Source organism: Ruegeria sp. F5 (genome assembly GCF_056533845.1).
Map to the genome: position 1 here is coordinate 105,225 of NZ_JBQFOU010000006.1, position 26,362 is coordinate 131,586.

Genomic DNA, 26,362 nt, shown 5'->3' on the forward strand with positions numbered 1-26,362 from the left:
GCGCTCCGGGTCAGGCGTATTCGATATTCAGAACTTCATAGGACCGCACGCCGCCGGGGGTGCGCACCTCGACACTGTCGCCTTCATCCTTGCCGATCAGGGCGCGTGCCATGGGCGATTTGACGTTCAGCAGACCGTTTTCGATATTGGCCTCATATTCGCCGACGATCTGCCAGGTCTTTTCTTCGTCGGTATCCTCGTCGACCAGCGTCACCTTGGCCCCGAACTTGATCGCGCCCGACAGCTTGGCCGGGTCGATCACATCGGCCAGCGACAGGATGCCCTCAAGCTCTTTGATCCGGCCTTCGATGAAACCCTGCTTTTCGCGGGCCGAGTGATATTCGGCGTTTTCTTTCAGGTCGCCCAGTTCCCGAGCGGTTGCAATCGCTTCGATGATCGCCGGGCGCTCGACGGATTTGAGGTTTTTCAATTCCGCCTCGAGCGCGGCATTGCCCGCAGGCGTCATGGGAATCTTTTCCATATTCTTGTCGTCCACGCATAAATTGAGCCGCCCCGCCGCGTGGAAAGCGCCGGGGCGAAAGATGGGTCGTCAAATACCTGACCCAAATAGCGCGTGAAATGCAAGAGCCGACAAGACCCCGCCCGTTCAATTCGCGATTTAGCGCCGTCGTGGCGGCGGCGGTCGCCTGTGGCGTTGGCCCAACAGATCCCCGCGCCGCCATCTGTGCGCCTCGGTTCCAAGCCAGAGCAATTCAATCATATTGAACCACCTCGAACTCGATGCCGTTGTCATCGTCGAAATAGAACCGCCGGCCCGGCTCGTAATCCGCATGCGACTTGGGGGTGAAACCGGCCTCGATCACACGGGCCTCGGTCGCGTCGATGTCTTCGACCAGAACGCCCACATGGTTCAGCCCGCCGACGATGTCATAGCTGCTTTCGCCGGACTGTTTGGGGTTCTCGGGCGCATAAAGTGCCAGATAGGTGTGCTGGCTGCCCACATGTACAGTGTAGCCGCCCGCGATTGCGGGACCTTCCCAGCGGGTTTTCCAGCCAAACACCTTGTGCATCCACGCCGCCGAGGCCTGCGGGTCGCGGACGGTGAAATTGGTGTGTTCAAGCGTTGCCATCATGGGATCTCCCTTTTTCAACTTGAGATATGTCCCGACTCACCGTAATTTCTAAACCTAACTTTAGGTCAAGATGTTTTTTACGAGGGTCAGATGGCAGCTTCCGACGGATTATCCATCGGCGCGTTGGCGCAGCGGACGGGGTTGGCGGTTTCGGCCATCCGGTATTACGAGGCGCAGGGGCTGATCTCGCCCTGGCGCAACGCGGGCCGGCAGCGGCGCTACCAGCGCGCCGATATCCGGCGGCTGAGCTTTGTCATGATCGCCCAGCAATTCGGCCTGACCCTGCCTGAAATACGCGAGGTGCTGTCGGGCCTGCCCGGAAACCGCACGCCGACGCCGCAGGATTGGAAAAACATCAGCACCGGCCTGCGCGCCCGTCTGGATCAGCGAATCGATACTCTGATGCGGTTGCGCGACAATCTGGATAGCTGCATCGGTTGCGGCTGCCTGAGCCTGCCGAAATGCGCCCTTTACAACCCCGATGACCGTGCCAAATCCCATGGTAGCGGTCCCAGATACCTGATGGGCGATGCTCCCGAGGCATAACTGCCGCATTGCAGCAATGTTACGCCGTGTTTTGATTGACCAAGGTCTTTCCGACCATGTAATCAGCCGTGAAACAAAATTGCGCAGACCATGCGGTGAGAGCGCCAATTCGGAAAGTTAGCTAAGGAGCCCGCGATGGCCGAGATTGAACGCGAAGCGATGGAATACGATGTGGTGATCGTGGGCGCAGGCCCCGCGGGCCTGTCGGCGGCCATCCGTCTGAAACAGCTGGATGCGGACCTGAACGTTGTGGTTCTGGAGAAGGGCTCGGAAGTGGGTGCGCATATCCTGTCGGGCGCGGTTCTGGACCCCTGCGGGCTGGACGCGTTAATCCCCGACTGGAAGGAAAAAGGCGCGCCGCTGAACGTGCCGGTGCATGAAGACAACTTCTACATGCTGGGTGAGGCGGGAAAAATCCGCATCCCCAACTTCCCGATGCCGCCGCTGATGAACAACCACGGCAATTACATCGTCTCGATGGGCAATGTCTGCCGCTGGATGGCCGAACAGGCCGAAGAACTGGGCGTTGAAATCTTCCCCGGCATGGCGTGTTCCGAGATGGTCTATGGCGACAATGGCGAGGTCAAGGGCGTGGTGGCCGGTGTCTTCGGTCTGGAACCCGATGGGTCCTATGGCCCACAGACCGAGCCGGGCATGGAACTGCACGGCAAATATGTCTTCCTGTCTGAAGGCGTGCGCGGCTCGCTGTCCAAGGAAGTGATCGCCAAATACGACCTGTCTGCGGGCAAAGAGGTGCAGAAATACGGCGTCGGCATGAAAGAGATCTGGGAGATCGACCCGGCCAAGCACAAAGAGGGCTCGGTCACGCACACGATGGGCTGGCCGCTGGGCAGCAATGCGGGCGGTGGGTCGTTCATCTATCACCTTGAAAACAATCAGGTCTATGTCGGCTTCGTGGTGCACCTGAACTACAAGAACCCGCACCTGTACCCCTATATGGAATTCCAGCGCTTCAAGCATCACCCGATGGTGGCCGACCTGCTGAAAGGCGGCAAGCGCGTGGCCTATGGCGCGCGGGCGATCACCGAGGGCGGCTATCAGTCGATGCCCAAGCTTGTCGCGCCGGGCGTGGCGCTGCTGGGCTGTTCGGCGGGCATGGTCAACGTGCCGCGCATCAAGGGCAACCACAACGCAATGCTGTCGGGCAAGGCGGCGGCCGAGGCCGCCTTTGACGCCATCAAGGCGGACCGCTCGGGCGACGAACTGACCGCCTATGAGACCGACGTGCGCGACGGTGCCATCGGTGCCGACCTGAAAAAAGTTCGCAACGTTAAGCCGCTGTGGTCGAAATACGGCCTGACCGCATCCCTGATGCTGGGTGGTTTGGATATGTGGACCAACACGCTGGGCTTTTCGCTGTTCGGCACGGTGGGCCACGGCAAGAACGATGCGGATTCGACCGAAGAGGCCAGCAAGCACCAGCCCATCGACTATCCCAAACCCGATGGCGTGCTGTCATTCGACCGCCTGACCAACGTGTCCTTTGCCGCGACCAACCACGAGGAAAGCCAGCCCTGCCACCTGAAGCTGGCCGACCCCGAAATTCCGGTCAAAGTGAACCTGCCCAGGTTCGACGAACCGGCGCAGCGCTACTGCCCGGCGGGAGTATACGAGATGGTCGAGGATGAAGACGGTCCGCGATTCGTCATCAATTTCCAGAACTGCGTGCACTGCAAAACATGTGACATCAAGGACCCCAGCCAGAACATCACCTGGACCACGCCGCAGGGCGGGGATGGCCCGAACTATCCCAACATGTAAGCAAAATACGGGCGTTGGCAGGGTCGTGAAGGCTCTGCCATTGCCTCTTGTCTGCCAAAGCCCTAGCTTGTCGTTCAGACAACGATAGCAAGGCAGGATTTCGGTGGTTTCCCTGGTTCGTCGCGCGGCGCTGGCCGTGCTGCTCTCATCCTCAGTCGCAATGCCCGGATTTGCGGATACCGGGGCCGGGTCCTATCTGGCCGGGCGTCAGGCGATCTATGAAAGCGACTATACCGCAGCCGAAAGATACTATGCGCAGGCGCTGAAATTCGACTCGCAGAACGAAAAACTGCTGGAAAGCGTGCTTCTGGCGCGTCTAGCGCTGGGCGAGGTTCAGCGCGCCCTGCCGATTGCGCAATCCATCGAAGAGGCCGGTCTGAACAGCCAGCCTGCGCGCATGGTGATCTCGGCCAATCTGATCGCCGACGGGAAACTGGACGAACTGCTGGCACGCGACCCCGAAACGCAGGGCGTCGGGCCCCTGGTCGACGGGCTGATGATCGCCTGGGCCTATCTGGGGCAGGGCGAGATGACCAAGGCGATGGAGCAGTTCGATACTGTCTCCACCCAGGACGGTCTGCGCGAGTTTGCCCTGTATCACAAGGCGATGGCGCTGGCTTCGATCGGAGATTTCGAAGGGGCCGAGGCGATTTTTGCCGCAAATGACGGCGCGGTCGCCCAGTTCACGCGCCGCGCGGCCCTTGCCCGGTCCGAGGTCCTGTCGCAACTGGACCGCAACGAAGACGCGCTGGGTTTTCTGAACAAGGTTTTTGCGGCAGGCAATGACCCTTCAATCGACGATTATTCGGCGCGGCTGAGCGCGGGGGAAACCCTGCCTTTCACCCATGCCCGATCCGCGCAGGACGGCATGGCCGAGATTTTCTTTACCGTCGGTGCCGCGCTGAACACCGAAGCCTCGCATGACTATGTCCTGCTCTATACCCGCACGGCCAGCTTCCTGCGCCCCGATCACGTCGATGCCATCCTGCTGAGCGCCGAGTTGCTGGACGAGCTGGGCCAGAACGATCTGGCCGTCGCGGCGTATCGCAAGGTGCCGCCGGGCAGTCTGGATCATCACGTCGCCGAACTGGGCCGGGCCGAGGTTCTGGGCCGGTCCGGCAAAACCGATGCCGCCGTTGAGGTTCTGCAAAACCTTGCGGCGCAAAGGCCCGATCTTCCCAGCGTCCATGTCGCCCTTGCCGACCTGCAACGGCGGCAGGAAAACTATACGGCTGCGGTCGCCTCATACGACACAGCGATTGCCTTGACCGAAGAGGGCGCAACCGGCAACTGGTTCCTGCACTATGCGCGCGGGATCTGCCACGAGCGCCTCAAGAACTGGGACCAGGCCGAGGCCGATTTCCGCCGCGCGCTGGAGCTGAACCCGGATCAGCCGCAGGTGCTGAACTACCTGGGCTATTCGCTGGTCGAACGGCAGGAAAAACTGGACGAGGCGCTGAGCATGATCGAACGCGCCGTCGCCACCCGCCCGGACAGCGGCTATATCGTCGACAGCCTCGGCTGGGTGCTGTTCCGTCTGGGCCGCTATGACGAAGCGGTCGAGCATATGGAGCGCGCGGTGGAATTGATGCCGGTCGATCCTGTGGTGAACGATCATCTGGGCGATGTCTACTGGGCTGTCGGGCGCGGGCGCGAGGCCGAATTCCAGTGGAGCCGGGCGCTGTCCTTCATCGACCCCGAGGATACGGATGGCGAAGCCGACCCCGATCGCATCCGCCGCAAGCTTGAAATCGGTCTGGACGCGGTTCTGGCCGAAGAAGGCGCCGACCCGCTGAAGGTCGCCAATGGCAACTGAGGCCTTCGCGCCGGCCAAGATCAACCTGACCCTGCATGTGACCGGCCAGCGCGAGGATGGCTATCACCTGCTGGATTCGCTGGTTGTGTTTGCGGATGTGGGGGATCGGTTGGAGTTCACGCCGGGCGATCACCTGTCCATGTCCATCACCGGCGAACATGCGCCCGGTGTGCCTGACGATCATCGCAATCTGGTCTGGCAAGCCGCCGAAGCGGCGGGTTGGGCTGGCCACATCGCTTTGAACAAAGTGCTGCCCCATGGCGGCGGGATCGGTGGCGGGTCATCCGATGCGGCGGCGGCGTTGCGCGCGTTTTCCGATCAGGGTTTCAACCTGTCGCCGGATGCGTTGGTGTCTCTGGGCGCGGATGTGCCGGTTTGCATGGTGGCAAAGGCCGCACGGATGCAGGGTATAGGTGAACAGATTTCGCCCGTGACCTTGCCGCTGCTCTACGCATTGCTGGTCAATCCCGGCGTCGAAGTGCCCACGGGCGCGGTGTTCAACGCGATGAAAACGCGCAACAATCCGGCGATGCCAGCGGTGGTTCCGTCCTTTGACGGACCGGACGAGTGCGCCCATTGGCTTGCAGGCCAGCGCAATGATCTGGAACGGCCCGCCATGGAAATCGCCCCGGCAATCGCACGGGTTCTTGATGAACTGGGCGGAACGCGGGACGTGTTGCTGGCCCGCATGTCGGGGTCAGGCTCAACCTGTTTCGCGCTCTACCCGTCGATGAAGGCGGCGCATTTCGCGGCTTACGAGATCGGCGCGGCGCATCCCGAATGGTGGTGCCGCGCTACGCAGCTTAATTGAGCCGCGAGACCACGTAATCCGCCAGATCGCGCAGCAGGGTCCGAATCTCGTGATCCGGCAACGCTTCGAGTGCTGTTTTTGCCTTCGCCGCCCAGCTGCGGGCGTCTGACCGGGTGGCCTCCAGCGTCTTGTACTTGTTCATCAGGGCCAGCGCCTGATCCAGATCGCCATCCTGCTGGCGGCCTTTCTCGATGGTACGTTCCCAAAATGCGCGCTCTTCCGGTGTGGCCTGCGCGACGGCTTTGATAACCGGCAGCGTCAGCTTGCGTTCGCGGAAATCGTCGCCCACATTCTTGCCTGTGGCGCTGCTGTCGCCCTGATAATCCAGAAGGTCATCGGCAATCTGAAACGCAATCCCCAGCGCATCGCCATAGTCATAAAGCGCCTTGACCTGCGCTTCGGACGCCCCGGCGATCACGCCACCCACTTCGGTTGCGGCCGAAAACAGGGCCGCCGTCTTGCCGCGCACAACTTGCAGGTACACGCTTTCATCCGTGCGCAGGTCGGTGGCTGCGGTCATCTGCAGTACTTCGCCTTCGGCAATTGTGGCCGAGGCGTTGGCCAGAATGTCCAGAACGCGCAGCGAGCCGGTTTCGACCATCAGCTGGAAGCTGCGGGAAAACAGGTAGTCGCCGACCAGAACGCTGGATTTGTTGTCCCACAGCAGGTTCGCCGTGGGCCGCCCGCGCCGCTGGCCGCTTTCATCGACCACGTCGTCATGCAGCAGGGTCGCAGTATGGATGAACTCGACCGTGGCCGCCAGACGCACGTGATGGTCGCCCGCATAGCCGAACAGCCGCGCGGCAGCCAGTGTCAGCATCGGGCGCAGGCGCTTGCCGCCGGCCTCGACCAGATGGGCCGTCACCTCGGGGATTCTAGGCGCATGTTCCGACGCCATCCGCGTGCGGATCAGGCTGTTCACCGCCTCCATTTCGCCGGTCAGAATTTCGGCGAGCCGCTCATGCGGTTTCGAGATCGCGTCGACGTCCATCACACTCCTGATACAAGGCTCGACTTCTGCCTATCCTTGCCCTTACATCCATCCCCATGAAAGAACTTTTGCGCAGCACCGATCCGACAATCCTGGCCTTTGCATCCGCTCTTCTTGAAGGCGAGGATATAGACTGCTTTCAGATGGACGTAAATATGAGCATCCTCGAAGGCGGCATCGGAATCTTCCCCCGCCGCCTGATGGTCCGGTCCGAGGACCTGACCCGCGCAGAACGCGTGATGCGCGACAACGAGATTCCATTGGGGCGATGAACCGGTTTCCGGACAGCGATCTGACCTGCAACGACTTTCTGGGCGGGCGCGTTCGGTTGTGGCAACCTGTCACAGGATACCGCGCCGGGGTCGATCCTGTGTTTCTGGCCGCATCGGTCCCTGCGACTTCGGGGCAGCACGTGCTGGAACTGGGCTGCGGGGCAGGGCCTGCGATTCTGTGCCTTGCCGCGCGGGTTCCGGGCCTGCGGCTATCGGGGGTTGAGTTGCAGCCCGCCTATGCCGATCTGGCGCGGCGGAATGCCAGTGAAAACAACGTGGACCTTGAGGTTGTGCAGGCCGATCTGACCGCACTGCCGACCGATCTGAAACAACGCCAGTTCGATCACGTCATCGCCAACCCGCCCTATTACCGCGCCGGCGCACACAGCCCAGCCGAAGACAAGGGGCGCAGCATTGCGTTGGGCGAACAGACCGCGTTAGCGGACTGGATCGACGTGGCAGCCAAGCGCCTTGGGCCGCGCGGATATCTGCACATGATCCAAAAGGCTGATCGCCTGCCGGATATGCTTTCGGCCTGCGACCAAAGGCTGGGATCGGTCGAGATACTGCCCCTGAGCGCCCGAACGGGCCGCGCGGCCGAGCTGGTGATCCTGCGCGCACGCAAAGGCGGGCGTACGGCATTTCGCCTGCATGCGCCGCTCATTTTACATCGGGGCGACCGGCACGAACGGGATGGCGACAGCTATACGCCCGAGGTGTCGCTGGTGCTGCGCGACGGGGCCGCGCTGCCGGGGTTTTAGCGTTCATCGGCAATGACCAGCCGAAATTGTCGGATTTATGACAGATTCTGTGCGTCTGCGGCGTGACAGACTGGAAACGATATGATCAACTTCTTACGTAACACTCAGAAACAGACAGAAGGAGGATCGCCATGAGCGTGAGCGCACATCTGACCGAACTGAAGAAAAAGCACGAAAGTCTCGGTCTTGAGGTAGAAGAAGCCCAACGCTCTCCAGGCATCGATGATCTCCATATCGCTCAACTCAAAAAGCAAAAACTGAAGCTGAAAGAAGAAATCGAACGCCTGTCCAGTTAACGAGTCAGGCTGGCGCGCGCCGCAAGGGCGGCCCCGCCGGTGATCAGCAGGGCCGCGATCGCCAGAACCCATGACGGCATGGCGATCCCGGCTACAACCAGAACAAGGGTAGACAACAGCGGTGCCGCATAGGAACTGGTGCCGAGCATCTGGATGTCGCCCTGTTTGACCCCAATATCCCACACATAAAACGCCAGTCCAACGGGCCCCAGCCCCAGCGCAAGCGTGGACGCCCAGCTGAGCGCGGTGTCGGGAAAGACCGTTTCCTCCAGCCCGAAATGCAGCAGCCATGAGGCAATGGCCGTCAGCACACAGAACACCGCGACCGAGCTTGTCGGTGTCTCGCCCAGCCGCCGGGACAGGACGGAATAGCCCGACCATGTGACCGCACAGAGCAGCGCCAGCGCATAGCCCGGCAGGTGGTCGATCTGGAACCCGGCGCTGCCGCCGCCGGTGATGATCAGCGCCGCCCCTGCAAACCCCAGGCTGGCCCCGATCAGATGGCCGGGGCGCAGCTGCTCTCCCGGCAGCAGGCCGGAAAACAGCACGATCAAAAGGGGCCAGAGATAGGCGATCAGACCGGCCTCGGCGGCGGGAGCCATGCGCAGGGCCGAGAAATACAGCGCGTGATAGCCGAACAGACCGACCGTTCCGAACGCATAGACCTTCCAGCTGACCGCGCGCAGCTGCCCCAAACCGCCGGTTTGCCATGTCCAGATCAGACCCAGCGTGCCGCCGATGCTGAAGCAGATCGCGTTCAGCAGCAACGGCGGGGTCGGGGCCGAGCCGACCGTAAACAGGGCCAGCAGCGACCAGAGAAGAACGGCAATAAATCCGATGGCGGTGGCGCGGTTTCTGGTCATGGGGTGAAAGGCCTGCTGGGATCGATTCGACTCTGACAGCCGTATACGCTGACTTTTCCGGCCTGTCACAAACCCTGTGTGGCGGCACGCAAAAAGGCCGGCCCAATTGGACCGGCCCCATTTGTGTCTGCACCAGGGATCAGGAGAAGAACTGCGCCCCGTTGGCCGAAATGGTCGAGCCGTTGATGAACTGAGAATCGTCCGACGCCAGGAAGGTCACGCAGCGCGCAATCTCATCCGCTTCGCCAAGGCGGCCTGCGGGGATCTGGCCGATGATGGCTTCCCGGACCTTTTCCGGCACCGCCATCACCATCTCGGTGGCGATGTAGCCCGGGCAGATCGCGTTGGCTGTGATTCCGGCCCGCGCGCCTTCCTGCGCCAGCGATTTGATGATGCCCAGATCACCGGCTTTGGTGGCGGCATAGTTGACCTGCGCGAACTGGCCCTTTTGCCCGTTGATCGAACTGATGACGATCACGCGGCCGAACTTGCGCTCGCGCATACCGGGCCAGACCGGGTGAACCGTGTTGAACACGCCGGTCAGGTTGGTGTCGATCACCTGCTGCCACTGTTCCGGGGTCATCTTGTGGAACGGCGCGTCGCGGGTGATGCCTGCATTGGCCACCACCACGTCAATCGGGCCGACCTCGGCCTCGACCTTTTCGATGCCCGCTTTGGATTCACCGTAATCGGCGACGTTCCATTTATAGGTGTTGATGCCGGTTTCTTCGCTGAACTTCGCGGCGGCTTCGTCATTGCCTGCATAGGTGGCCGCAACATTGTACCCTTCGGCCTTGAGCGCCTTGGAAATTGCTGCGCCGATGCCGCGAGAACCGCCGGTAACGAGTGCTGTACGTGCCATTTAGGAATCCTCCAATTTTAGTCGTCTTGGTAATGCTGTTACTTTGAGAGGTGATCGTGCGCAATATTGTTTCGTCATGAATTTTGAGATTTCCGCGTGGCAATATCGTCGCATCTGTTGGGGTAGCGCCCCAATGTAACAAAAAAGGGCGCCCGCGGACGCCCTTTTCTATTTGCTTGTCAAAGCACTTAGTCGCGCTCCACGCACAGGGCGACGCCCATGCCGCCGCCGATGCACAGGGTCGCCAGACCCTTTTTCGCGTCGCGGCGCTTCATTTCGAACAGCAGCGTGTTCAGGACGCGGCAGCCCGAGGCACCGATCGGGTGGCCGATGGCGATGGCGCCACCGTTCACGTTCACGATCGACGGGTCCCAGCCCATGTCCTTGTTCACGGCGCAGGCCTGCGCGGCAAAGGCTTCGTTGGCCTCGACCAGATCCAGATCGTCAACCGACCAGCCCGCTTTTTCCAGCGCCTTGCGCGAGGCGTAGATCGGACCGACGCCCATGATCGACGGGTCCAGACCGGCGGTGGCGTAAGATGCGATACGGGCCAGCGGTTCGATTCCGCGCTTCTCGGCGTTCTCGGCCGACATCAGCAGGGTCGCCGCCGCGCCGTCATTCAGGCCCGAGGCGTTTGCCGCCGTGACCGAGCCGTCCTTGGTGAAGGCGGGGCGCAGCTTGGCCATTGCCTCCATCGTTGCGCCGTGGCGGATGTATTCGTCGCTGTCCATCACGATATCGCCCTTGCGGGTCTTGATGGTGAAAGGCACGATTTCATCGGCGAATTTGCCGGCCTTTTGCGCGGCTTCCGCCTTGTTCTGGCTGGCGACGGCAAACTCGTCCTGCATGTCGCGGCTGATCTGCCATTTCTCGGCGACGTTTTCCGCGGTCTGACCCATGTGATAGCCGTTGAACGCATCCCACAGACCGTCGCGGATCATCGTGTCGATATATTTCATGTCGCCCATTTTCTGACCGGCGCGCAGAGCGGCGGCGTGGGGCGACAGGGTCATGTTTTCCTGACCACCGGCGGCGACAATCTCGGCATCACCCAGTTGGATGTGCTGGGCACCCAGCGCCACGGCACGCAGGCCCGAGCCGCAAACCTGGTTGATGCCCCAGGCCGCGCTTTCCTGTGGCAGGCCGGCGTTGATATGGGCCTGACGTGCAGGGTTCTGACCCTGAGCCGCGGTCAGAACCTGACCCATGATGGTTTCACTTACTTCGCCTTTGTCGACACCGGCGCGTTCGACCACTGCTTCCAGGACGGCAGCGCCCAGATCATGTGCAGGGGTGTTCGCAAACGAGCCGCCAAAACTGCCGACACCGGTGCGTGCGGCGGATGCGATAACTACGTTGGTCATATAATCAGTCCTTTACCGTCATGGTCCTGTGGGAAATCTGACGGCACCGGCAGCAGAATGCAATCCCGCCGATAACAAGAGCGCCTGGCGATCCCCCGCTCCAGCACCACCTGCCTTAACGTAATGCTGCAATTGCAGCAACGGACAGCTTGTCTCATGACGCAGGCGGGCAAGAACTTGCGACCGAAACGCCCGACTAAGCCCTTGCCTGAGCGTTCTTTTCATCGCGCCACGGTTGGCTGACGGTTGGCGCACCGAACAGGAAGCCCTGCAGGCAGTCGACGCCGCTGGCGACAAGAAACTCTGCATCCTGCCTTGTTTCGACCGATTCGGCGGTCACCAGAATCTCGAATTCGCGAGCCACGGCGATCAGGGCGCGGACCAGGGCCTGATTGTCCGGATTGGTGCTGACGCCCCGCACGAACTGGCCGTCAATCTTGGCGGCGTCGAACAGAAACTCGCGGAAATGGCGGAAACTGAAATTGCTGGCCCCGAAATCGTCCAGCGCAAAGGCGATCCCCCGGTCTTGCAGACGGTCCATGAAATCGACCACCAGTTCGGGCACCTGCATGGCCGAATCCTCGGAGATTTCAAGGATCAGCCGGTCGCCCAACCCGGGCTCTTTTTTCAGAAACCGGTCCAGAACACGGGACCAGCGGGCATAGCCGATGGACCGCGCGGACATGTTGATCGACAGCCGGATGCCGGGGTTCCGGATCAGCGTCCGCAGGCCCAGTTCCAGCGCGACACAATCCAGTTCGCGCCCGATGGGGGTGTTTTCCACCTGCGGCATGAACTCGCGCGCAGGGATCACCCGGCCGGTCTCGTCCAGCACCCGGATGAACCCTTCATAGAAGGCTACGCCATACGGGTCCTGCGCCTGCACCACCGGCTGAAAGGCCAGTTTGCATTGCTTGTGCTTCACCGCTTCGGTCGCCATCTGCAAAACCGAGCGGTCCCGGCTGGACAGGGCCGAGTTTAGGGGGCTTTCGGACCCTTCAGGAATGTCCGCGCGTGTCTTCTGCCGCATGATTGCCAGTGTCCGGTCTGTTGCCGATCAGGGGTTCGGCCACAGTTTCACGGCAAATGTATGAATCCGCAGTTAAAGACGGGGGAAAAACATCCGATTGGAGGCTGGCAAGCCAGTCAGGCGCGGGCCAGAGAGGCCGCCGCGCCGATCACAGCCCCGAACAGGCCGATGATCATCATCACGAAACCCAGTGCCAGAAAGACGGGGCTTGGGCTGGTGCTCAGCGCTGCGAGCATCGCCATTGCAAGACCCACAAGCCCGATCGCGGTTGCAGTTGTTGTCACGCGGTTCATGTTGGTCTCCGATCACTCGCACATCAAATACCTGCTCGATATGGACTGGCCCGGCGTGATTTCAAACTGATACGCGGATTTCCGCCGGAATTCAGGCGCGTTCTGCCTGCGTATTGGGCGCGTTTTCGGTGAATCGCTCGAATCCGGGCGTTCCGCGATCCTCCGGATGGCGGGCGATGTGCTTGGCTTTGATCTGGTCCGAGCTGTCCCGGCTGCCATCATGGCTGTAACCCGGCGGTGCAAAGCAATAGGCCAGTCGCTGGCGCAGGCTCAGCCCCGGCTGGGTCGCATCGCGCCAGATGCCGACCCATTCATGGAAAGCCACGCGCAGCGGGTTGAAAGTGCCGATATTGTGGACCAGCCCGTAATCGACCCTGTCATCCTCTTGTTCCGGTACAAAAGTGCCGAACAGCTTGTCCCAGATGATGAAAACGCCTGCGTAGTTGCAATCCAGATAGCGCGCGTTGCGACCGTGATGGGCGCGGTGGTGGCTGGGCGTGTTCATCACCGCCTCGAACCAGCGGGGCATCTTGCCGATGGCCTCGGTATGGATCCAGAACTGGTAGATCAGGTTCAGCCCGCCGACGAACAGCACCATCGCCGGATGGAACCCCAGCAGGATCAATGGCGCGCGCACCACCATCATGAAGGTGAACGTATAGGTCCAGGTCTGCCGCAGCGCCGTGGTCAGGTTGTAATGCTGCGAGCTGTGGTGGTTCACATGGCTGGCCCAGACCCAGCGGATGCGGTGGCCGAACCGGTGCACCCAGTAATAACGGAAATCGTCCAGCACAAAGCACAGGATGATTACCGGGATCGAGGTGCCCAGATTCAGCGGCGTGATCTGCCACAGCCACATGAAGAACGCATAGGCGATGAAGCCCAGCAGAAACCCGGACGCAATGTTGCCCGCGCCCATGATCAAAGACGTCACGGCGTCCCGCGTCTCATACCGGCCACCTTTGCCTTTGACGGCGATCCAGAAAAACTCGGCCAGAATCGCGGCGATGAAGAATGGCACGGCCCATTGCACGGCGTCGGGAAAGGTAATCTGATCAGTCATTCCGGGTCCATCAGGTTCCGCCAGTGCTGGCGTTCAATGTCGTCCAGGCGGATGAGGGTGCGGGGGGTGGCGAAGTCGTGAAACTGAAACTCGAACCCGTCGGGCTGTTCGATCCAGTCGAAATCCTGCAGGTGCCGCGCCACGGTGTCGGCCCCGAAAGCCCACAACAGGCCCGGACCGGTCGCCGTACGAACCAGCGCCGCATGGCCGTCCTGCGACACCGTGACATCGATCACCACATCCTCGGGAAAATGGCGCTGCCAATCCGCCCGCGCCGTCTCGTGCGTCAGGATGCGCAGTTCGGACTTTCCGGTCAGGTGCAACAGCAGGGTTATTCCGGCAATGCCTGCGACCACCAGAATTAGCAGAATTTCAAGCGGCATTCCGTCCTCCCCGCGTCAGAGTGCAGAGCGGGCCGGAACCTGTCAAAGGTGGCGTTGCGTCAAGTGGCGTCGGGACGGTCGAGGATTTCGTGCTGCACCACCCGTTCGACAAACGGCACCAGACCATCCGGCCCCGAGGCCCGGTCCTTGAGGTGCATGCAGATATCGGGGCGGCGGGCGGCGATGATGCCGACCATCTCGCCGCGCACGGTGTCGTCCAGACCGGCCCCCATGATGGCGCAGGCGATCCGGGGTTCGGCGTCCAGTTGCCTGCGAACCTCATCGGTGTCATGTGCGCCGAGCCACTGGATTGGCAAATGATCGAGCTGTTGCGCTGCATCGCCGATCACGTTTGGCAGCTTTCCGATCAGCAGAACCACCGGTTTCATCGCTGTCTCCCTTCCCGCAGATCAAGAAACGAAAAACCGGCCCAAAGGGGCCGGGTCCAGTCTAACACAAAAGCGCAGAAGACGCGCGGGCCGTCAGCTTTCGCCGCCCACAAGCGCCCCGACAATCGCTTTGGCGCTGTCCGAATTCCACTCGGCATCGCCGATCAGGCGGGCGATTTCCTGACCTTCGGGGTTCAGAATGACGGTGATCGGCAGGGCGATGACACCAAATTCGCGCGCCGCGGCCGAGCTTGGGTCCTGATGGCGGGGCAGGTTCTCGATGCCGTTGTCGCCGAAGAATTTCTTGATCCCGGTGGGCGTGTTGCGCCCGGTGGCCAGCGTCAGGACCTGAAACTTGTCGCCGCCGAACTCCTCCTGCAACTCGGCGATCTGCGGCATTTCCTTGCGGCAGGGGGCGCACCATGTGGCCCAGAAGTTCAGCAGCACGTATTTGCCGGCGTAATCGTCAAGCGTGCCGGTGCCGCCGTCATCTTCAAGCTGAAACTCGATGGTTTTGGCGGGTTTCGGTTCTTTATGCAGGATCAGCCGCTTCAGGCTGTCCTCGCGCAGCGGGGCCAGAGTTTCGGCATCGGTCGCCAAGGCGGCGTTTGCACCCAGCGCAAGGGCCATATAAAGGGGGATCAGACGTAACAGGCGCATATCAACTCCGGGTTTTCTTACATGACCGATCAATCCTCGAACCAGATGTGGGGCGGCCGCTTTGCCGCCGGTCCAGACGCGATCATGGAGGCGATCAACGCCTCGATCGGGTTCGATCAGCGGATGGCAGCCCAGGACATCGCAGGCTCGCGCGCCCATGCCGCCATGCTGGCGGCCACAGGCGTTATTACTGATAATGACGCGCAGGCCATTCGGAAAGGGCTGCTCACCGTTTTGTCAGAAATCCAGAGCGGGGAATTTCAGTTCTCGACCGCGCTGGAAGACATTCACATGAATGTCGAGGCGCGGCTGAAAGAGGTGATCGGAGAGCCGGCGGGCCGTCTGCACACCGGGCGTTCGCGCAACGATCAGGTGGCGACCGATTTCAAACTCTGGGTCCGTGATCAGCTGGACGCGGCGGAAACCGGCCTGCTGGCCCTGATCCGTGCGCTTTTGGCGCAGGCTGAGGCCGGGGCGGATTGGGTGATGCCTGGCTTTACCCATCTGCAAACCGCGCAGCCGGTGACATGGGGCCATCACATGATGGCCTATGTCGAGATGTTTGGCCGCGATCTGTCCCGTGTCCGCGACGCCCGCGCCCGGATGAACGAATCCCCGCTGGGGGCGGCGGCTCTGGCCGGGACGTCCTTTCCCATCGACCGGGACATGACGGCGGAAGCCCTGGGCTTTGACCGCCCCGCCGCGAACTCGCTGGATGCCGTTAGTGACCGGGATTTCGCGCTGGAATTCCTGTCCACCGCCTCGATCTGCGCCGTGCACCTGTCGCGCTTTGCCGAAGAACTGGTGATCTGGTCCTCGGCCCAGTTCCGTTTTGTGACCTTGTCGGACCGGTTCTCGACCGGCTCGTCGATCATGCCGCAGAAGAAGAACCCCGACGCCGCAGAACTGATCCGCGCCAAGGTGGGGCGTATCTATGGGGCCAACACGGCGCTGATGATAGTGATGAAGGGCCTGCCGCTGGCCTATTCCAAGGACATGCAGGAAGACAAGGAACAGGTCTTTGACGCCGCCGACAACTGGATGCTGGCGCTGGCGGCGATGGAGGGCATGGTCAAGGACATGACCGCCAACCGCGACAGCCTTGCCGCCGCTGCGGGCTCGGGCTTTTCCACCGCGACCGATCTGGCCGACTGGCTGGTGCGGGTGCTGGGCCTGCCCTTCCGCGATGCACATCACGTCACCGGATCGCTGGTCGCGATGGCCGAGGCCAAGGGCTGCGACTTGCCCGACCTGACGCTCGAGGATATGCAATCGGTCCATGCCGACATCACCGACGACGTCTATTCTGTCCTTACCGTGGAAAATTCGGTAAACTCGCGCCAGTCTTACGGCGGCACGGCACCGGATCAGGTGCGCGCCCAGATCGAGAGATGGAAGGCGAAGATATGAGGGCTGTTTTGCGTGTGATCCTGTTCCTGTCCGCTGGCCTCGTGCTGGCGAGCTGCGGCGCGGATGGCGAGCCGGTTCAGCCGACCGCCAGCGCAAGTGTCGGCGTCGGCAGCAGCGGCACCTATGTCGGCGGCGGCGTTGGACTGCGGCGCGGTGGGTTCGGCATCTATCTTGGCGTGTAACAAAAAGCGATTGCATTTCAATGCAGTCGCGCCCATGTGAAGGGCATGACCGGCCCTGCGCCGAAGCCAGTGAAAAGACGAACGCAATGAGACTAATTGGCCTGATCCTGTCCCTCGCTATCCTTGCGGCCTGCGAGCCGACCAGCAGCCCACGCCCCGAACCCGCGCCCCAAGCCAGCGGCACGGGCATTTCGATCTCGGGCTATGGCCGGGTTGGCGTGTCCACCAGAAAGTGATGCGGGCCTAGCCTTGTGTCGAATCCATTGATCCACGGGGCGTTTTTGGTCTAAGCGCGCTGTCATGGATCACTTTCTCTACCGCGACGGCGCGCTGTACGCCGAGGATGTCCCGATTGCCGAGATCGCTGCCGCGGTCGGAACCCCGTTTTATGTCTACTCGACAGCGACGCTGCTGCGGCATTTCAAGCTGTTCGATGATGCGCTGGACGGCATGGATCACCTTGTCTGCTATGCGATGAAGGCGGCCAGCAATCAGGCGATTCTGAAAACGCTGGCACAGGCGGGCGCGGGGATGGATGTGGTCTCGGGCGGGGAATACCTGCGGGCCAAAGCGGCGGGGGTTCCGGGCGACAGGATCGTGTTCTCGGGCGTCGGCAAAACGGCGGATGAAATTCGCACCGCGCTGAGCGGCGGTATCCGCCAGTTCAACGTCGAATCCGAGCCCGAGATGGAAGTGATCAACGCCATCGCGCTGGAACTGGGCGTGATCGCGCCGATCACCGTGCGGGTGAACCCGGATGTGGACGCCAAGACCCACGCCAAGATCGCCACCGGTAAGTCGGAAAACAAGTTCGGCATCCCCATCGCCCGCGCGTCCGAGGTCTATGCCCACGCCGCCAGCCTGCCGGGGCTAGAGGTGATCGGGATCGACGTTCATATCGGCTCGCAACTGACCGAGTTGGAGCCGTTCGAACTGGCCTACACCAAGGTCGCCGAACTGACGGAACAATTGCGGGCCGAGGGGCATGATATCCGCCGCCTCGATCTGGGCGGGGGTCTGGGCATTCCCTATACCCGCGCCAATGACGCGCCGCCGCTGCCGGTGGAATATGGCGCGCTGATCCAGAAAACGCTGGGCCATCTGGACTGCGAGATTGAAATCGAACCCGGCCGCCTGATCGCGGGCAATGCGGGCCTGATGGTCAGCAAGGTGATCTATGTGAAATCGGGCGAGGGTCGCGATTTCCTGATCCTCGACGGGGCCATGAACGATCTGATCCGCCCGGCCATGTACGAGGCGCATCACGATATCGTTGCCGTGCAGGAACCCGCGCCAGGCGTGGAACAGCAACCCTATGACATCGTGGGGCCGGTGTGCGAATCCGGCGATACCTTTGCGAAAGAACGCAACATGCCGCCGCTGGGCGCTGGTGATCTGGTCGCCTTCCGCAGTGCCGGGGCCTATGGCGCAGTGATGTCCAGCGAATACAACACCCGGCCCCTGATCCCCGAGGTTCTGGTACATGGCGATCAATTTGCAGTCATTCGTGAACGGCCAAGCTTTGACGAAATCATAAACCGCGATACCATACCCTCGTGGCTCTGACGCGATAGGCGCGCAGGCCCGATCCCGGAGGCCCGCCTTGCGCGACAAATCGAACCTGCCGATCCCAAGACTGTCCCTGTGGCTGACCCATGGGGGCATGCTGGCCGAGCAGGTTTTGCGAGCATTCTGGCCGTTTTTCTCGGTTCTGATGGTGCTTTTGGCCGCTTTGATGATGGGCCTGCATGATCACATCGCTGTCGAGATGGTCTGGGGCATCGGTGTCGCCGCGATAGTCGCGCTGATTGTCGCGGCTGTTGTCGGGGTCAGGCGATTCCATTTCCCGTCCCGTTTGGCGGCGCTGGCGCGGTTAGACGAAACGCTTCCGGGCAGGCCGATTCAGGCGCTGATGGACGATCAGGCCATCGGCGCGACGGATGCGGATTCGGTGGCGCTGTGGCAGGCGCATAAACACCGCATGGCACAGCGCGCGGCGGGGGCCGGTGCGGTCAAGCCCGACCTGCGGCTGGCCTCGCGCGATCCCTTTGCCCTGCGCTATGCGGCGCTTCTGGCGTTGGTTGTTGCGGCCCTGTTCGGGTCGTTCTGGCGGATCGGTTCCGTGGCTGAAATGACGCCGGGATCGGCAGCCGCCGGGCAGGGACCGACATGGGAAGGCTGGGTGGAACCGCCCCGCTATACCGGTTTGCCCACGCTCTATCTGGCGGATCAGTCCGACCCGGACCTGTCCATTCCCAAGGGCAGCCGCATCACGCTGCGGTTTTACGGTGAGGTCGGTGCCCATACCCTGACCGAAACAACCTCGGCCACCGGGGCCGAGGCGGTGACGGACCCGGAACAGGATTTCGTGGCGGACCGGTCCGGGCAGCTGCGCATTGAAGGCCCCGCAGGCCGGGACTGGGCGCTGAATATCATTGCCGATGCAACCCCATGGATCGCCGTGGATGGCCGGGCCGAGGCCGAGGCGGGCGGTCAGATGAAACTGCCCTTTGCCGCCAGTGATGATTATGGCGTGGTGTCCGGTTCGGCCCGGATCGAACTGGATCTGGCGGCGGTGGACCGCCGCTATGGCCTGACATCGGACCCCGAACCGCGCGAGGTGATCGAGGTTCAGTTGCCGATGCCGATCACCGGCGATCGCGCGGATTTCACCGAAGACCTGATCGAAGATTTCTCAGAACATCCATGGGCGCATCTGCCGGTCAAAATCACGCTGATGGCGCGAGATGCCGCCGATCAGGTGGCGGAATCCGAAGCCTATGCCACCGCCTTGCCCGCCCGCCGGTTCTTTGATCCGCTGGCGGCGGCGGTGATCGAACAGCGGCGCGACCTGCTGTGGTCCCGCACCAACGCACCGCGCGTGTCGCAGGTGCTGCGGGCCGTGTCCCACCGCCCCGAAGACGTGTTCCGCTCGGACACGGCCTATCTCCGCCTGCGCGTCACCCTGCGCCGGTTAGAGACATTCACCGAATTCGGTCTGAAATCCGAACAGCAGGAAGAGATCGCGCAGGCGTTGTGGGATCTGGCCGTGCTGATCGAGGAAGGCACGCTGGCCGATGCGCTGGAACGGATGCGCCGGGCGCAGGAGCGTTTGACCGAGGCGATGCAGAACGGCGCCAGCGATGAAGAGATCGCCGAGCTGATGCAGGAACTGCGCGAGGCCACGCAGGATTATCTGCGGCAATTGCAGCGTCTGGCGCAGGAAAACGGCGAGGGTCAACAGAACCAGCAGGGCCAGAACGGCGAGACCATGCAGATGACGCAGGACGACCTGCAGCGCATGATGGACCGCATTCAGGAACTGATGGAACAGGGCCGCATGGCCGAGGCGCAGCAGGCGCTGGAAGAGTTCCAGCAGATGATGGAGAACATGCGCGTCACCCAGGGCCAGGGTCAGGGTGGTCAGTCCGAAGGCCAGCAGGCGATGGAAGGGCTGGCGGAAACGCTGCGCGAACAGCAAGGCCTCAGCGATCAGGCGTTCCGGGACCTGCAGGAGCAGTTCAACCCCGGCGCGCAGGCGGGCGACAGTCAGGGCAACGAAGGTCAAAGCGGCGGTCAGGGCCGCGGTCAGAGCCATGATGGTCAGGGGCAGGGCTCGGACCAGCCGGGCGATGGGCAGTCGGGCCAGCCCTCGTTGGCGGACCGGCAGCAGGCCCTGCGTGACGAGTTGAACCGGCAGCAACAGGGCCTGCCGGGGGGCGGCACGCCCGAAGGCGAAGCCGCGCGGGAAGCGCTGGATCGCGCCGGACGCGCGATGGAGGGGGCCGAGGAGGCGCTGCGCAGCGACGATCTGGCCCAGGCCATCGACCGCCAGTCCGAAGCAATGGAAGCGCTGCGGGAAGGCATGCGGTCGCTTGGCGAGGCAATGGCCCAGAACCAGCAGAACCAGCCGGGACAGGGCACGCAAGACGGCGATATGCAGGCCAATAACCGGGACCCGCTGGGGCGGAATCCCGGCGCAACCGGGTCGATCTCAACCGATGAAAACCTGTTGCAGGGCGAAGACGTCTATCGCCGCGCGCGCGAGCTTCTGGATGAAATCCGCCGCCGGACTGGTGAATCCGACCGGCCCAGGATCGAGCTGGAATACCTCAAGCGTCTGCTGGAACGGTTCTGACCCCGGATTTGAGGCCTTACTGCGCGCCGGACCCGGCCTGCGCCTCGAGCCAGAGGCGCGCCTGATCCACCAGTGACACGTAAGAATTCAGCACCGGATCGGCCTGCGGCACGGCTTCGCTGATCTGCTGGGCGTTGCCGTAGATCAGGTACAGAACCACGCCGATAATCAGGATCAGGGCAAACCCGCGCAGAAACCCGCCGGATTTGCGGGCAGGTTGTTCCGCCGCCGTGGCACCGTCATCGCTGAGCAGGCTGGAATTGATCGCCTCGACATCCGGCAAGTCGTCCTTTTGACCGGCATCCTCGGCGGTCTCGGACAGGGCCGGGCGCTTGGGTTCAACCGGCTCGGGCGGGGTGTCCAGCGCCAGATCGGGCTGGGTTTCCAGCGGCGCGCCTTCCTGCGCGCGCAACTCGGCCTCGCGCGCGGCCTCTTCCTGCAGGATATTGGCGACAGCCGGATCGACATTGCCATTCGAAGCGGCTGCGGGTTTTTCCGGCTCTGTCGGCGCGGCTTCTGCGGCCTCATCAACCTGTGGTTCTTCGGCAGGGACGTCAGCTTCGGGCGTTTCTTCCGCTGCAGGGGCCGGTTCAGCCGGATACTTGGCCTGAAACCAGGTCTGATCGCAATTGGAACACTGAACGTCGCGGCCTTCTTCCGGGATGACCTCGTCCGGGACCTCATATTGGGCACTGCAATTCGGACATGTTAAACGCATGCTGCCTCCCCGGCCGAACGAAATAGTCGGCACGATAGTTGTTTTTTCAGGAATGATATTCCGTTAAGACCCAACAGCAAAGGGCGTTTTCGGTTTCACGGGCCAACTGTCACCAATTCGACCCGGTGCAGGCATTGAAACCACAATCGCGCTCGGGCAAGAAGAGCGGCAAAAGAACCTGGGGGTACCTGTGATCGAGCTGGAAAATGTCAGCTACACCTATGGCGGTGGCGAATTGCTGAGCGATGTCTCGGTGCATTTGCAGCCCGGATCTTTCCATTTTCTGACCGGGCCGTCGGGGGCGGGCAAAACGACGCTGCTGAAACTGTGCTACGGCGCGTTGTTGCCGACCTCGGGGCGGCTGAGCGCGTTTGATCAGGATATCTCGGCGCTGGATCGGGATCAGATGGCGCTGCTGCGCCGCCGGATCGGCGTGGTGCATCAGGATTGCCAGTTTCTGGATCACATGACGCTGGCGGAAAACGTCGCCCTGCCGCTGATGGTGTCGGGCCGTGCCGAATCCACCGAACAGGACAACCTGACCGAATTGCTGAACTGGGTCGGGCTGGGCGCGCGTCTGGAGGCCCGCCCGCCGGAACTGTCAGGCGGTGAACGTCAGCGCGCGGCGCTGGCGCGGGCGGTGATCCTGTCGCCCGATGTGGTGCTGGCGGATGAACCCACCGGCAACGTGGATTGGGAGATGTCGCAACGCCTGCTGCGCCTGCTGATCGAGCTCAACCGGATGGGCAAGACGGTTTTGATCGCGACCCATGACCTGAGCCTGATCCGGGCGGCCAAAAGCCAGGTTCAGGCCCGCGTCCTGCGCATCTCGCAGCGGAGGCTGCAACTGGCGGGGGCTGATTTATGAGCAAGGGCGACATCCGCAACCTGCTGCACCGCGACAAGCGCGCCGACCGGGTGGTGCCACCTACCGGGTACACCGCGCATCTGACCCTGTTCGTGTCCGGCGCGATGGCATTTCTGGCCGTTTTCGCGCTGGCCTTGTCCCTTGCGTCAGGCCGGATAGCAGACAGGTGGGCGACCGAATTGGCCGGGGCCGCGACCTTGCGGATCAACGCCCCCGCCGAACAGCTTGCCGCCCAGACCGAGGCCGCGCTGACGGTGCTGGGCCAGACACCGGGCGTCGCATCCGCCCGCGCCCTGACAGCCGACGAACAGGCGGCGCTGCTGTCGCCATGGTTCGGGCCGGACCTGCCGCTGGACACGCTGCCCATCCCGCAACTGATCGAGATTGTCGAAGGCGAGCCAGGTCTGGACGCCGCCGGTCTGCGCCTGCGTCTGGGGGCCGAGGTGCCGGGCGCGGTGCTGGATGATCACACCCGCTGGCGCGAACCCTTGGTCGAGGCCGCCATGTCGCTGCGACGGCTGGGCTGGATTTCGATTCTGCTGATCGGCGGCGCCACGGCGGCGATGATCACGCTTGCCGCCAATGCCTCGCTTGCCGCCAACGCCCAGATTATCGAGGTGCTGCGTCAGGTCGGCGCGCGGGACCGGTTCATAGCCGGGGCCTTTGTCCGGCGCTTTACCTACAGGGCCTTGTTTGGGGCCGCCGTGGGGACGCTGTTGGGCATGACCGGGGTTCTGCTGCTGCCCGAAGCCTCGGACGCTGGCGGCTTCCTGTCGGGGGTCGGCTTTCAGGGCGGTGACTGGGCCTTGCCGGTCTTCATCCCCTTGCTGGGTGCATTCGTCGCGTTCTTCGCCACATGGAACGCCGCGCGCCGGAAACTGAAGGAGCTTTCGTGATGCTTATGGCGGTTCAATGGGTGCGCTCGCTGATCTTCATGATCACGATCTATGTCTGGATGCTGATCCTTGGTATCGTGTTCCTGCCCTATGCGGTGTTTTCCAAACGCGGCGCTCTGGCGGCCTGCAAGACCTATGCGCGCACCACGATCTGGCTGGCGCGCTGGATGGTCGGGATCCGCTGCGAGGTCCGTGGAACCGTTCCCACAACCGAGGTTGTGGTCGGGGCAAAACACCAGTCCTTTCTGGATATCATCATCATTTTCGACGCGATTCCGCACGGCAAGTTCATCATGAAACGGGAATTGCTTTGGACCCCGGTCATCGGCATGTATGCCCGCCGTCTGGGCTGTATCCCGGTCAATCGCGGCAAAAAGGGCGCGGCGGTGGCCAAGATGGTCAAGGACGTGGCCAAAGAGTTCACCGAGCCCGGGCAACTGGTGATCTACCCGCAAGGCACGCGGGTCGCGCCGGGGGCGCAGAAACCCTACAAGGTCGGCACTGCGGTTCTGTACGAAGGCCTCGGCTTTCCCTGCGTGCCGGTCGCCACGAATGCGGGCGTTTTCTGGCCGCGCACCGGTATCCTGCGGAAGCCGGGGCTGGCGATTGTCGATTTCCTCGGCCCGATCGAGCCGGGCGTGGGGCGGGACGCGTTCCTCGGGCGGCTTGAGACGGTTATCGAGACACGTTCAAACGAATTGATGCGCGAAGTGGGGTTTGATCCGGATGGAGTTCATTGAAGACATCGCAACGCTTGAGGCTTTGTATGGCACGCCCGGCGCACCATCCCTGCGCAAAGTGGCCCACCGGCTGACGCCGCTTTATCGCAAATGGATCATGACCTCGCGCCTGTGCATTCTCAGCACCGTCGGACCGGAAGGCGTTGACGGAAGTCCGCGCGGAGATGATGGCCCGGCAGTGCTGGAGCTTGATCCCGGAACGCTGGCGATGCCGGACTGGCGCGGCAACAACCGCCTGGACAGCCTGCGCAACATCGTGCGCGACCCGCGCGTGTCGCTGATGTTTCTTGTGCCCGGCTCGAACAATGTGGTGCGCGTCAACGGCGCGGCGCGCCTGACGGCGGATGAAACCCTGCGTACCCGGTTCGAAAAACACGGCAAACGCCCGGCCACGGTGATCGTTATCCAGGTCGCCGAGGTTTACACCCAATGCGCCCGCGCCCTGATGCGCGCGCAGATGTGGAACGGTGCACATGATGCCGAGGGGCTGCCAAGCGCCGGGGAAATTCTGGCCGAGATGACCTCTGGCGAGGAAGGCGGAGCCCGCTACGATCAGGAATGGGGCCCGCGCGTCGCAAAGACGATGTGGTAGAAAAGGGGGCTCTGCCCCCGCCGCGGCAAGCCGCGACTCCCCCGGGATACTTTTGGGACAGATGAAGCAGGGAATCCGCTCTTCATCTGGCTCCAAATATCCCGGAGCGCGAGGCAGAGCCTCGCATCCCGAACTCTCAACCGTTGCAGGTTTACGAGTGGATCGGACCGTCGCCGCAAGCAAGCGCCGCTTCGCGCACGGCTTCGGAATAGGTCGGGTGGGCGTGGCAGGTCAGGGCCAGATCCTCGGCTGAGGCACCGAATTCCATCGCAACGCAGACCTCGTGGATCAGGTCGCCAGCGGCGGGGCCGATGATGTGGGCGCCGAGGATGCGGTCGGTTTCCTTGTCAGCCAGGACTTTAACAAAACCGTCGGCTGCGAAATTCGCCTTGGCGCGGCCATTGCCCATGAACATGAATTTGCCGACTTTATAGGCGCGGCCCTGTTCCTTCAGCGTGGCCTCGGTTTCGCCGACATTTGCGACTTCGGGCCAGGTGTATATCACGCCGGGGATAACGCCGTAGTTCACATGGCCATGCTTGCCTGCGACCTGTTCGGCGGCGGCCATGCCTTCGTCTTCGGCCTTGTGGGCCAGCATCGGGCCTTCGGTCACGTCGCCGATGGCATAGATGCCTGGCACATTGGTCTGCCAGTCTGCCCCGACCTTGATCTGGCCGCGCGGGGTCATCTCGACCCCCAGTGCTTCGAGCCCCAGACCATTGGAATACGGTTTGCGACCGGTGGCGACCAGTACCGTATCAGCGTCGATCACATGCTCGCTGTCGTCCTTGAGCAGCTTGTAGGTGACCTTGGCCTTGGTCTTGGTGGCTTCAGTCTTTTGCACCGCCGCGCCCATGACAAAGCTCAGGCCCTGTTTCTTCAGGATGCGCTGGAAGGTTTTCTGCACCTCGGGGTCCATGCCCGGCGTGATTTCCTTGAGGAATTCGATCACCGTCACCTCGGCCCCCAAACGGCTGTAGACCGAGCCAAGTTCCAGCCCGATTACCCCGGCGCCGATCACCACCATCTTCTTCGGGATCTTGCCCAGTGACAGCGCGCCGGTCGAGGTCACAACGACCTTTTCATCCACGGTCACGCCCGGCAGCGCCGACGGCTCGGACCCCGATGCGATGATGATGTTCTTGGCCTCGTGCACCTCATCGCCCACCTTGACCTGACCGGCGGCGGGGATCGAGCCCCAGCCTTTCAGCCAGTCGATCTTGTTCTTCTTGAACAGGAACTCGATGCCCTTGGTGTTGCCCTCAATGACCTCGTCCTTGTAGGCCTGCATCTGCTTCCAATCGACCGAAGGGCTTTTGCCCTTCAGGCCCATCTTGGCAAAGTTATGCTCGGCCTCGTGCAACTGATGGCTGGCGTGCAGCAGCGCCTTGGACGGGATGCAGCCCACGTTCAGGCAGGTGCCGCCCAGCGTCTCGCGCCCTTCGACCACGGCGGTCTTCAGACCCAGTTGAGCGCAGCGGATCGCGCAGACATAGCCGCCGGGTCCGGCGCCGATTACGATGACGTCATAGTTTGCCATTA

The 26,362-nt window shown here is 62.4% G+C and carries 30 protein-coding genes; 16 read left to right on the forward strand and 14 right to left on the reverse strand.

Annotation, left to right across the window (positions count from 1 at the left end; all coding sequences use genetic code 11):
* Positions 1-10: 10 nt before the first annotated feature.
* Both greA and ACR0K1_RS11175 read right to left on the reverse strand, forming a co-directional pair.
* Positions 11-481 carry a transcription elongation factor GreA gene (greA, locus tag ACR0K1_RS11170; RefSeq protein ID WP_480614133.1) on the reverse strand — a complete coding sequence of 157 codons (471 nt, stop codon included), beginning with the start codon at positions 479-481 and terminating at the stop codon, positions 11-13.
* 232 nt (positions 482-713) lie between these two features.
* Positions 714-1,094, reverse strand: a complete 381-nt coding sequence (locus ACR0K1_RS11175) for a VOC family protein (RefSeq protein WP_480614135.1) — start codon at positions 1,092-1,094, stop codon at positions 714-716.
* Between the two features lie 90 nt (positions 1,095-1,184).
* Between ACR0K1_RS11175 and soxR the strand changes: the two genes are divergently transcribed.
* The 4 genes from soxR (at position 1,185) to ACR0K1_RS11195 (ending at position 6,049) form a co-directional block, all read left to right on the forward strand.
* On the forward strand, positions 1,185-1,640 hold the full coding sequence (soxR, locus tag ACR0K1_RS11180) for a redox-sensitive transcriptional activator SoxR (RefSeq protein ID WP_480614137.1): 456 nt from the start codon (positions 1,185-1,187) through the stop codon (positions 1,638-1,640).
* A gap of 135 nt (positions 1,641-1,775) precedes the next feature.
* The gene (locus ACR0K1_RS11185; protein ID WP_480614139.1) at positions 1,776-3,422 is read left to right on the forward strand and encodes an electron transfer flavoprotein-ubiquinone oxidoreductase; all 1,647 of its coding nucleotides are present in this window, start codon (positions 1,776-1,778) and stop codon (positions 3,420-3,422) included.
* Positions 3,423-3,525: 103 nt separating this feature from the next.
* Positions 3,526-5,238 (forward strand): tetratricopeptide repeat protein, encoded by a 1,713-nt coding sequence (locus tag ACR0K1_RS11190; protein ID WP_480614141.1) that lies wholly within the window; start codon positions 3,526-3,528, stop codon positions 5,236-5,238.
* A complete protein-coding gene (locus ACR0K1_RS11195; RefSeq protein ID WP_480614143.1) occupies positions 5,228-6,049 on the forward strand; it encodes a 4-(cytidine 5'-diphospho)-2-C-methyl-D-erythritol kinase in 822 nt (273 codons plus the stop codon). Before ACR0K1_RS11190 ends, ACR0K1_RS11195 begins: the two co-directional genes overlap by 11 nt.
* Here ACR0K1_RS11195 and ACR0K1_RS11200 read toward each other — a convergent pair.
* Positions 6,042-7,040, reverse strand: coding sequence for a polyprenyl synthetase family protein (locus ACR0K1_RS11200; protein ID WP_480614145.1), 999 nt, complete (start codon positions 7,038-7,040; stop codon positions 6,042-6,044). The genes ACR0K1_RS11195 and ACR0K1_RS11200 overlap by 8 nt on opposite strands.
* 56 nt (positions 7,041-7,096) lie before the next feature.
* Here ACR0K1_RS11200 and ACR0K1_RS11205 point away from each other — a divergent pair, with 56 nt between their 5' ends.
* From ACR0K1_RS11205 to ACR0K1_RS11215, 3 genes are all read left to right on the forward strand, one after another.
* Complete coding sequence (locus ACR0K1_RS11205) at positions 7,097-7,312, forward strand: putative signal transducing protein (protein ID WP_152456800.1); 216 nt, start codon at positions 7,097-7,099, stop codon at positions 7,310-7,312.
* Complete coding sequence (locus ACR0K1_RS11210) at positions 7,309-8,073, forward strand: tRNA1(Val) (adenine(37)-N6)-methyltransferase (protein WP_480614147.1); 765 nt, start codon at positions 7,309-7,311, stop codon at positions 8,071-8,073. The genes ACR0K1_RS11205 and ACR0K1_RS11210 overlap by 4 nt, the downstream gene beginning before the upstream one ends.
* Positions 8,074-8,204: 131 nt before the next feature.
* Positions 8,205-8,369 (forward strand): YdcH family protein, encoded by a 165-nt coding sequence (locus ACR0K1_RS11215; RefSeq protein ID WP_480614149.1) that lies wholly within the window; start codon positions 8,205-8,207, stop codon positions 8,367-8,369.
* Here the strand turns inward: ACR0K1_RS11215 and yddG are convergent.
* The 9 genes from yddG to ACR0K1_RS11260 form a co-directional block, all read right to left on the reverse strand.
* On the reverse strand, positions 8,366-9,232 hold the full coding sequence (gene yddG, locus ACR0K1_RS11220; RefSeq protein WP_480850632.1) for an aromatic amino acid exporter YddG: 867 nt from the start codon (positions 9,230-9,232) through the stop codon (positions 8,366-8,368). The two genes, ACR0K1_RS11215 and yddG, sit on opposite strands and share 4 nt — an antisense overlap.
* A 139-nt stretch (positions 9,233-9,371) precedes the next feature.
* Positions 9,372-10,094: an acetoacetyl-CoA reductase gene (gene phbB, locus ACR0K1_RS11225; RefSeq protein ID WP_480614153.1), complete on the reverse strand. Its 723-nt coding sequence runs from the start codon at positions 10,092-10,094 to the stop codon at positions 9,372-9,374.
* 188 nt (positions 10,095-10,282) lie between these two features.
* On the reverse strand, positions 10,283-11,458 hold the full coding sequence (locus tag ACR0K1_RS11230) for an acetyl-CoA C-acetyltransferase (RefSeq protein WP_480614155.1): 1,176 nt from the start codon (positions 11,456-11,458) through the stop codon (positions 10,283-10,285).
* A 196-nt stretch (positions 11,459-11,654) separates the two neighbouring features.
* Positions 11,655-12,488: an EAL domain-containing protein gene (locus tag ACR0K1_RS11235; RefSeq protein WP_480614157.1), complete on the reverse strand. Its 834-nt coding sequence runs from the start codon at positions 12,486-12,488 to the stop codon at positions 11,655-11,657.
* Between the two features lie 116 nt (positions 12,489-12,604).
* Positions 12,605-12,781, reverse strand: a complete 177-nt coding sequence (locus ACR0K1_RS11240) for a hypothetical protein (protein WP_480850635.1) — start codon at positions 12,779-12,781, stop codon at positions 12,605-12,607.
* A gap of 91 nt (positions 12,782-12,872) precedes the next feature.
* Positions 12,873-13,844 (reverse strand): sterol desaturase family protein, encoded by a 972-nt coding sequence (locus tag ACR0K1_RS11245; RefSeq protein WP_480614161.1) that lies wholly within the window; start codon positions 13,842-13,844, stop codon positions 12,873-12,875.
* Positions 13,841-14,227, reverse strand: coding sequence for a hypothetical protein (locus ACR0K1_RS11250; protein ID WP_480614163.1), 387 nt, complete (start codon positions 14,225-14,227; stop codon positions 13,841-13,843). Before ACR0K1_RS11250 ends, ACR0K1_RS11245 begins: the two co-directional genes overlap by 4 nt.
* 59 nt (positions 14,228-14,286) lie before the next feature.
* Complete coding sequence (locus ACR0K1_RS11255; RefSeq protein ID WP_480614165.1) at positions 14,287-14,616, reverse strand: hypothetical protein; 330 nt, start codon at positions 14,614-14,616, stop codon at positions 14,287-14,289.
* Positions 14,617-14,709: 93 nt separating this feature from the next.
* Positions 14,710-15,276 (reverse strand): TlpA disulfide reductase family protein, encoded by a 567-nt coding sequence (locus ACR0K1_RS11260; RefSeq protein ID WP_480850638.1) that lies wholly within the window; start codon positions 15,274-15,276, stop codon positions 14,710-14,712.
* 21 nt (positions 15,277-15,297) lie between these two features.
* Here ACR0K1_RS11260 and argH point away from each other — a divergent pair, with 21 nt between their 5' ends.
* From argH to ACR0K1_RS11285, 5 genes are all read left to right on the forward strand, one after another.
* A complete protein-coding gene (gene argH / locus ACR0K1_RS11265; RefSeq protein ID WP_480614169.1) occupies positions 15,298-16,686 on the forward strand; it encodes an argininosuccinate lyase in 1,389 nt (462 codons plus the stop codon).
* On the forward strand, positions 16,683-16,868 hold the full coding sequence (locus tag ACR0K1_RS11270) for an argininosuccinate lyase (protein ID WP_480614171.1): 186 nt from the start codon (positions 16,683-16,685) through the stop codon (positions 16,866-16,868). Before argH ends, ACR0K1_RS11270 begins: the two co-directional genes overlap by 4 nt.
* A gap of 86 nt (positions 16,869-16,954) precedes the next feature.
* Positions 16,955-17,104: a hypothetical protein gene (locus tag ACR0K1_RS11275; RefSeq protein WP_480614173.1), complete on the forward strand. Its 150-nt coding sequence runs from the start codon at positions 16,955-16,957 to the stop codon at positions 17,102-17,104.
* Between the two features lie 64 nt (positions 17,105-17,168).
* Positions 17,169-18,434 carry a diaminopimelate decarboxylase gene (gene lysA / locus ACR0K1_RS11280; RefSeq protein WP_480614175.1) on the forward strand — a complete coding sequence of 422 codons (1,266 nt, stop codon included), beginning with the start codon at positions 17,169-17,171 and terminating at the stop codon, positions 18,432-18,434.
* Between the two features lie 37 nt (positions 18,435-18,471).
* Entirely contained in the window at positions 18,472-21,006 is a 2,535-nt protein-coding gene (locus tag ACR0K1_RS11285; RefSeq protein WP_480850640.1) for a TIGR02302 family protein, read from the forward strand.
* A gap of 16 nt (positions 21,007-21,022) precedes the next feature.
* Here ACR0K1_RS11285 and ACR0K1_RS11290 read toward each other — a convergent pair whose 3' ends face one another.
* Entirely contained in the window at positions 21,023-21,724 is a 702-nt protein-coding gene (locus ACR0K1_RS11290) for a zinc-ribbon domain-containing protein (RefSeq protein ID WP_480850642.1), read from the reverse strand.
* Positions 21,725-21,914: 190 nt separating this feature from the next.
* On the opposite strand from ACR0K1_RS11290, the gene ACR0K1_RS11295 reads away from it, so the two are divergent.
* From ACR0K1_RS11295 to ACR0K1_RS11310, 4 genes are read left to right on the forward strand one after another with little or no spacing between them, the layout of a single operon-like run.
* Positions 21,915-22,592 carry a cell division ATP-binding protein FtsE gene (locus tag ACR0K1_RS11295; protein WP_480614181.1) on the forward strand — a complete coding sequence of 226 codons (678 nt, stop codon included), beginning with the start codon at positions 21,915-21,917 and terminating at the stop codon, positions 22,590-22,592.
* Complete coding sequence (locus tag ACR0K1_RS11300) at positions 22,589-23,488, forward strand: cell division protein FtsX (protein WP_480614183.1); 900 nt, start codon at positions 22,589-22,591, stop codon at positions 23,486-23,488. Before ACR0K1_RS11295 ends, ACR0K1_RS11300 begins: the two co-directional genes overlap by 4 nt.
* Positions 23,488-24,228 (forward strand): lysophospholipid acyltransferase family protein, encoded by a 741-nt coding sequence (locus tag ACR0K1_RS11305; RefSeq protein WP_480614185.1) that lies wholly within the window; start codon positions 23,488-23,490, stop codon positions 24,226-24,228. Before ACR0K1_RS11300 ends, ACR0K1_RS11305 begins: the two co-directional genes overlap by 1 nt.
* Positions 24,215-24,820 carry a pyridoxamine 5'-phosphate oxidase family protein gene (locus ACR0K1_RS11310; RefSeq protein WP_480614187.1) on the forward strand — a complete coding sequence of 202 codons (606 nt, stop codon included), beginning with the start codon at positions 24,215-24,217 and terminating at the stop codon, positions 24,818-24,820. The genes ACR0K1_RS11305 and ACR0K1_RS11310 overlap by 14 nt, the downstream gene beginning before the upstream one ends.
* 151 nt (positions 24,821-24,971) lie before the next feature.
* On the opposite strand, the gene lpdA is transcribed toward ACR0K1_RS11310, so the two are convergent.
* Entirely contained in the window at positions 24,972-26,360 is a 1,389-nt protein-coding gene (gene lpdA, locus ACR0K1_RS11315) for a dihydrolipoyl dehydrogenase (RefSeq protein ID WP_480614189.1), read from the reverse strand.
* Positions 26,361-26,362: the final 2 nt, after the last annotated feature.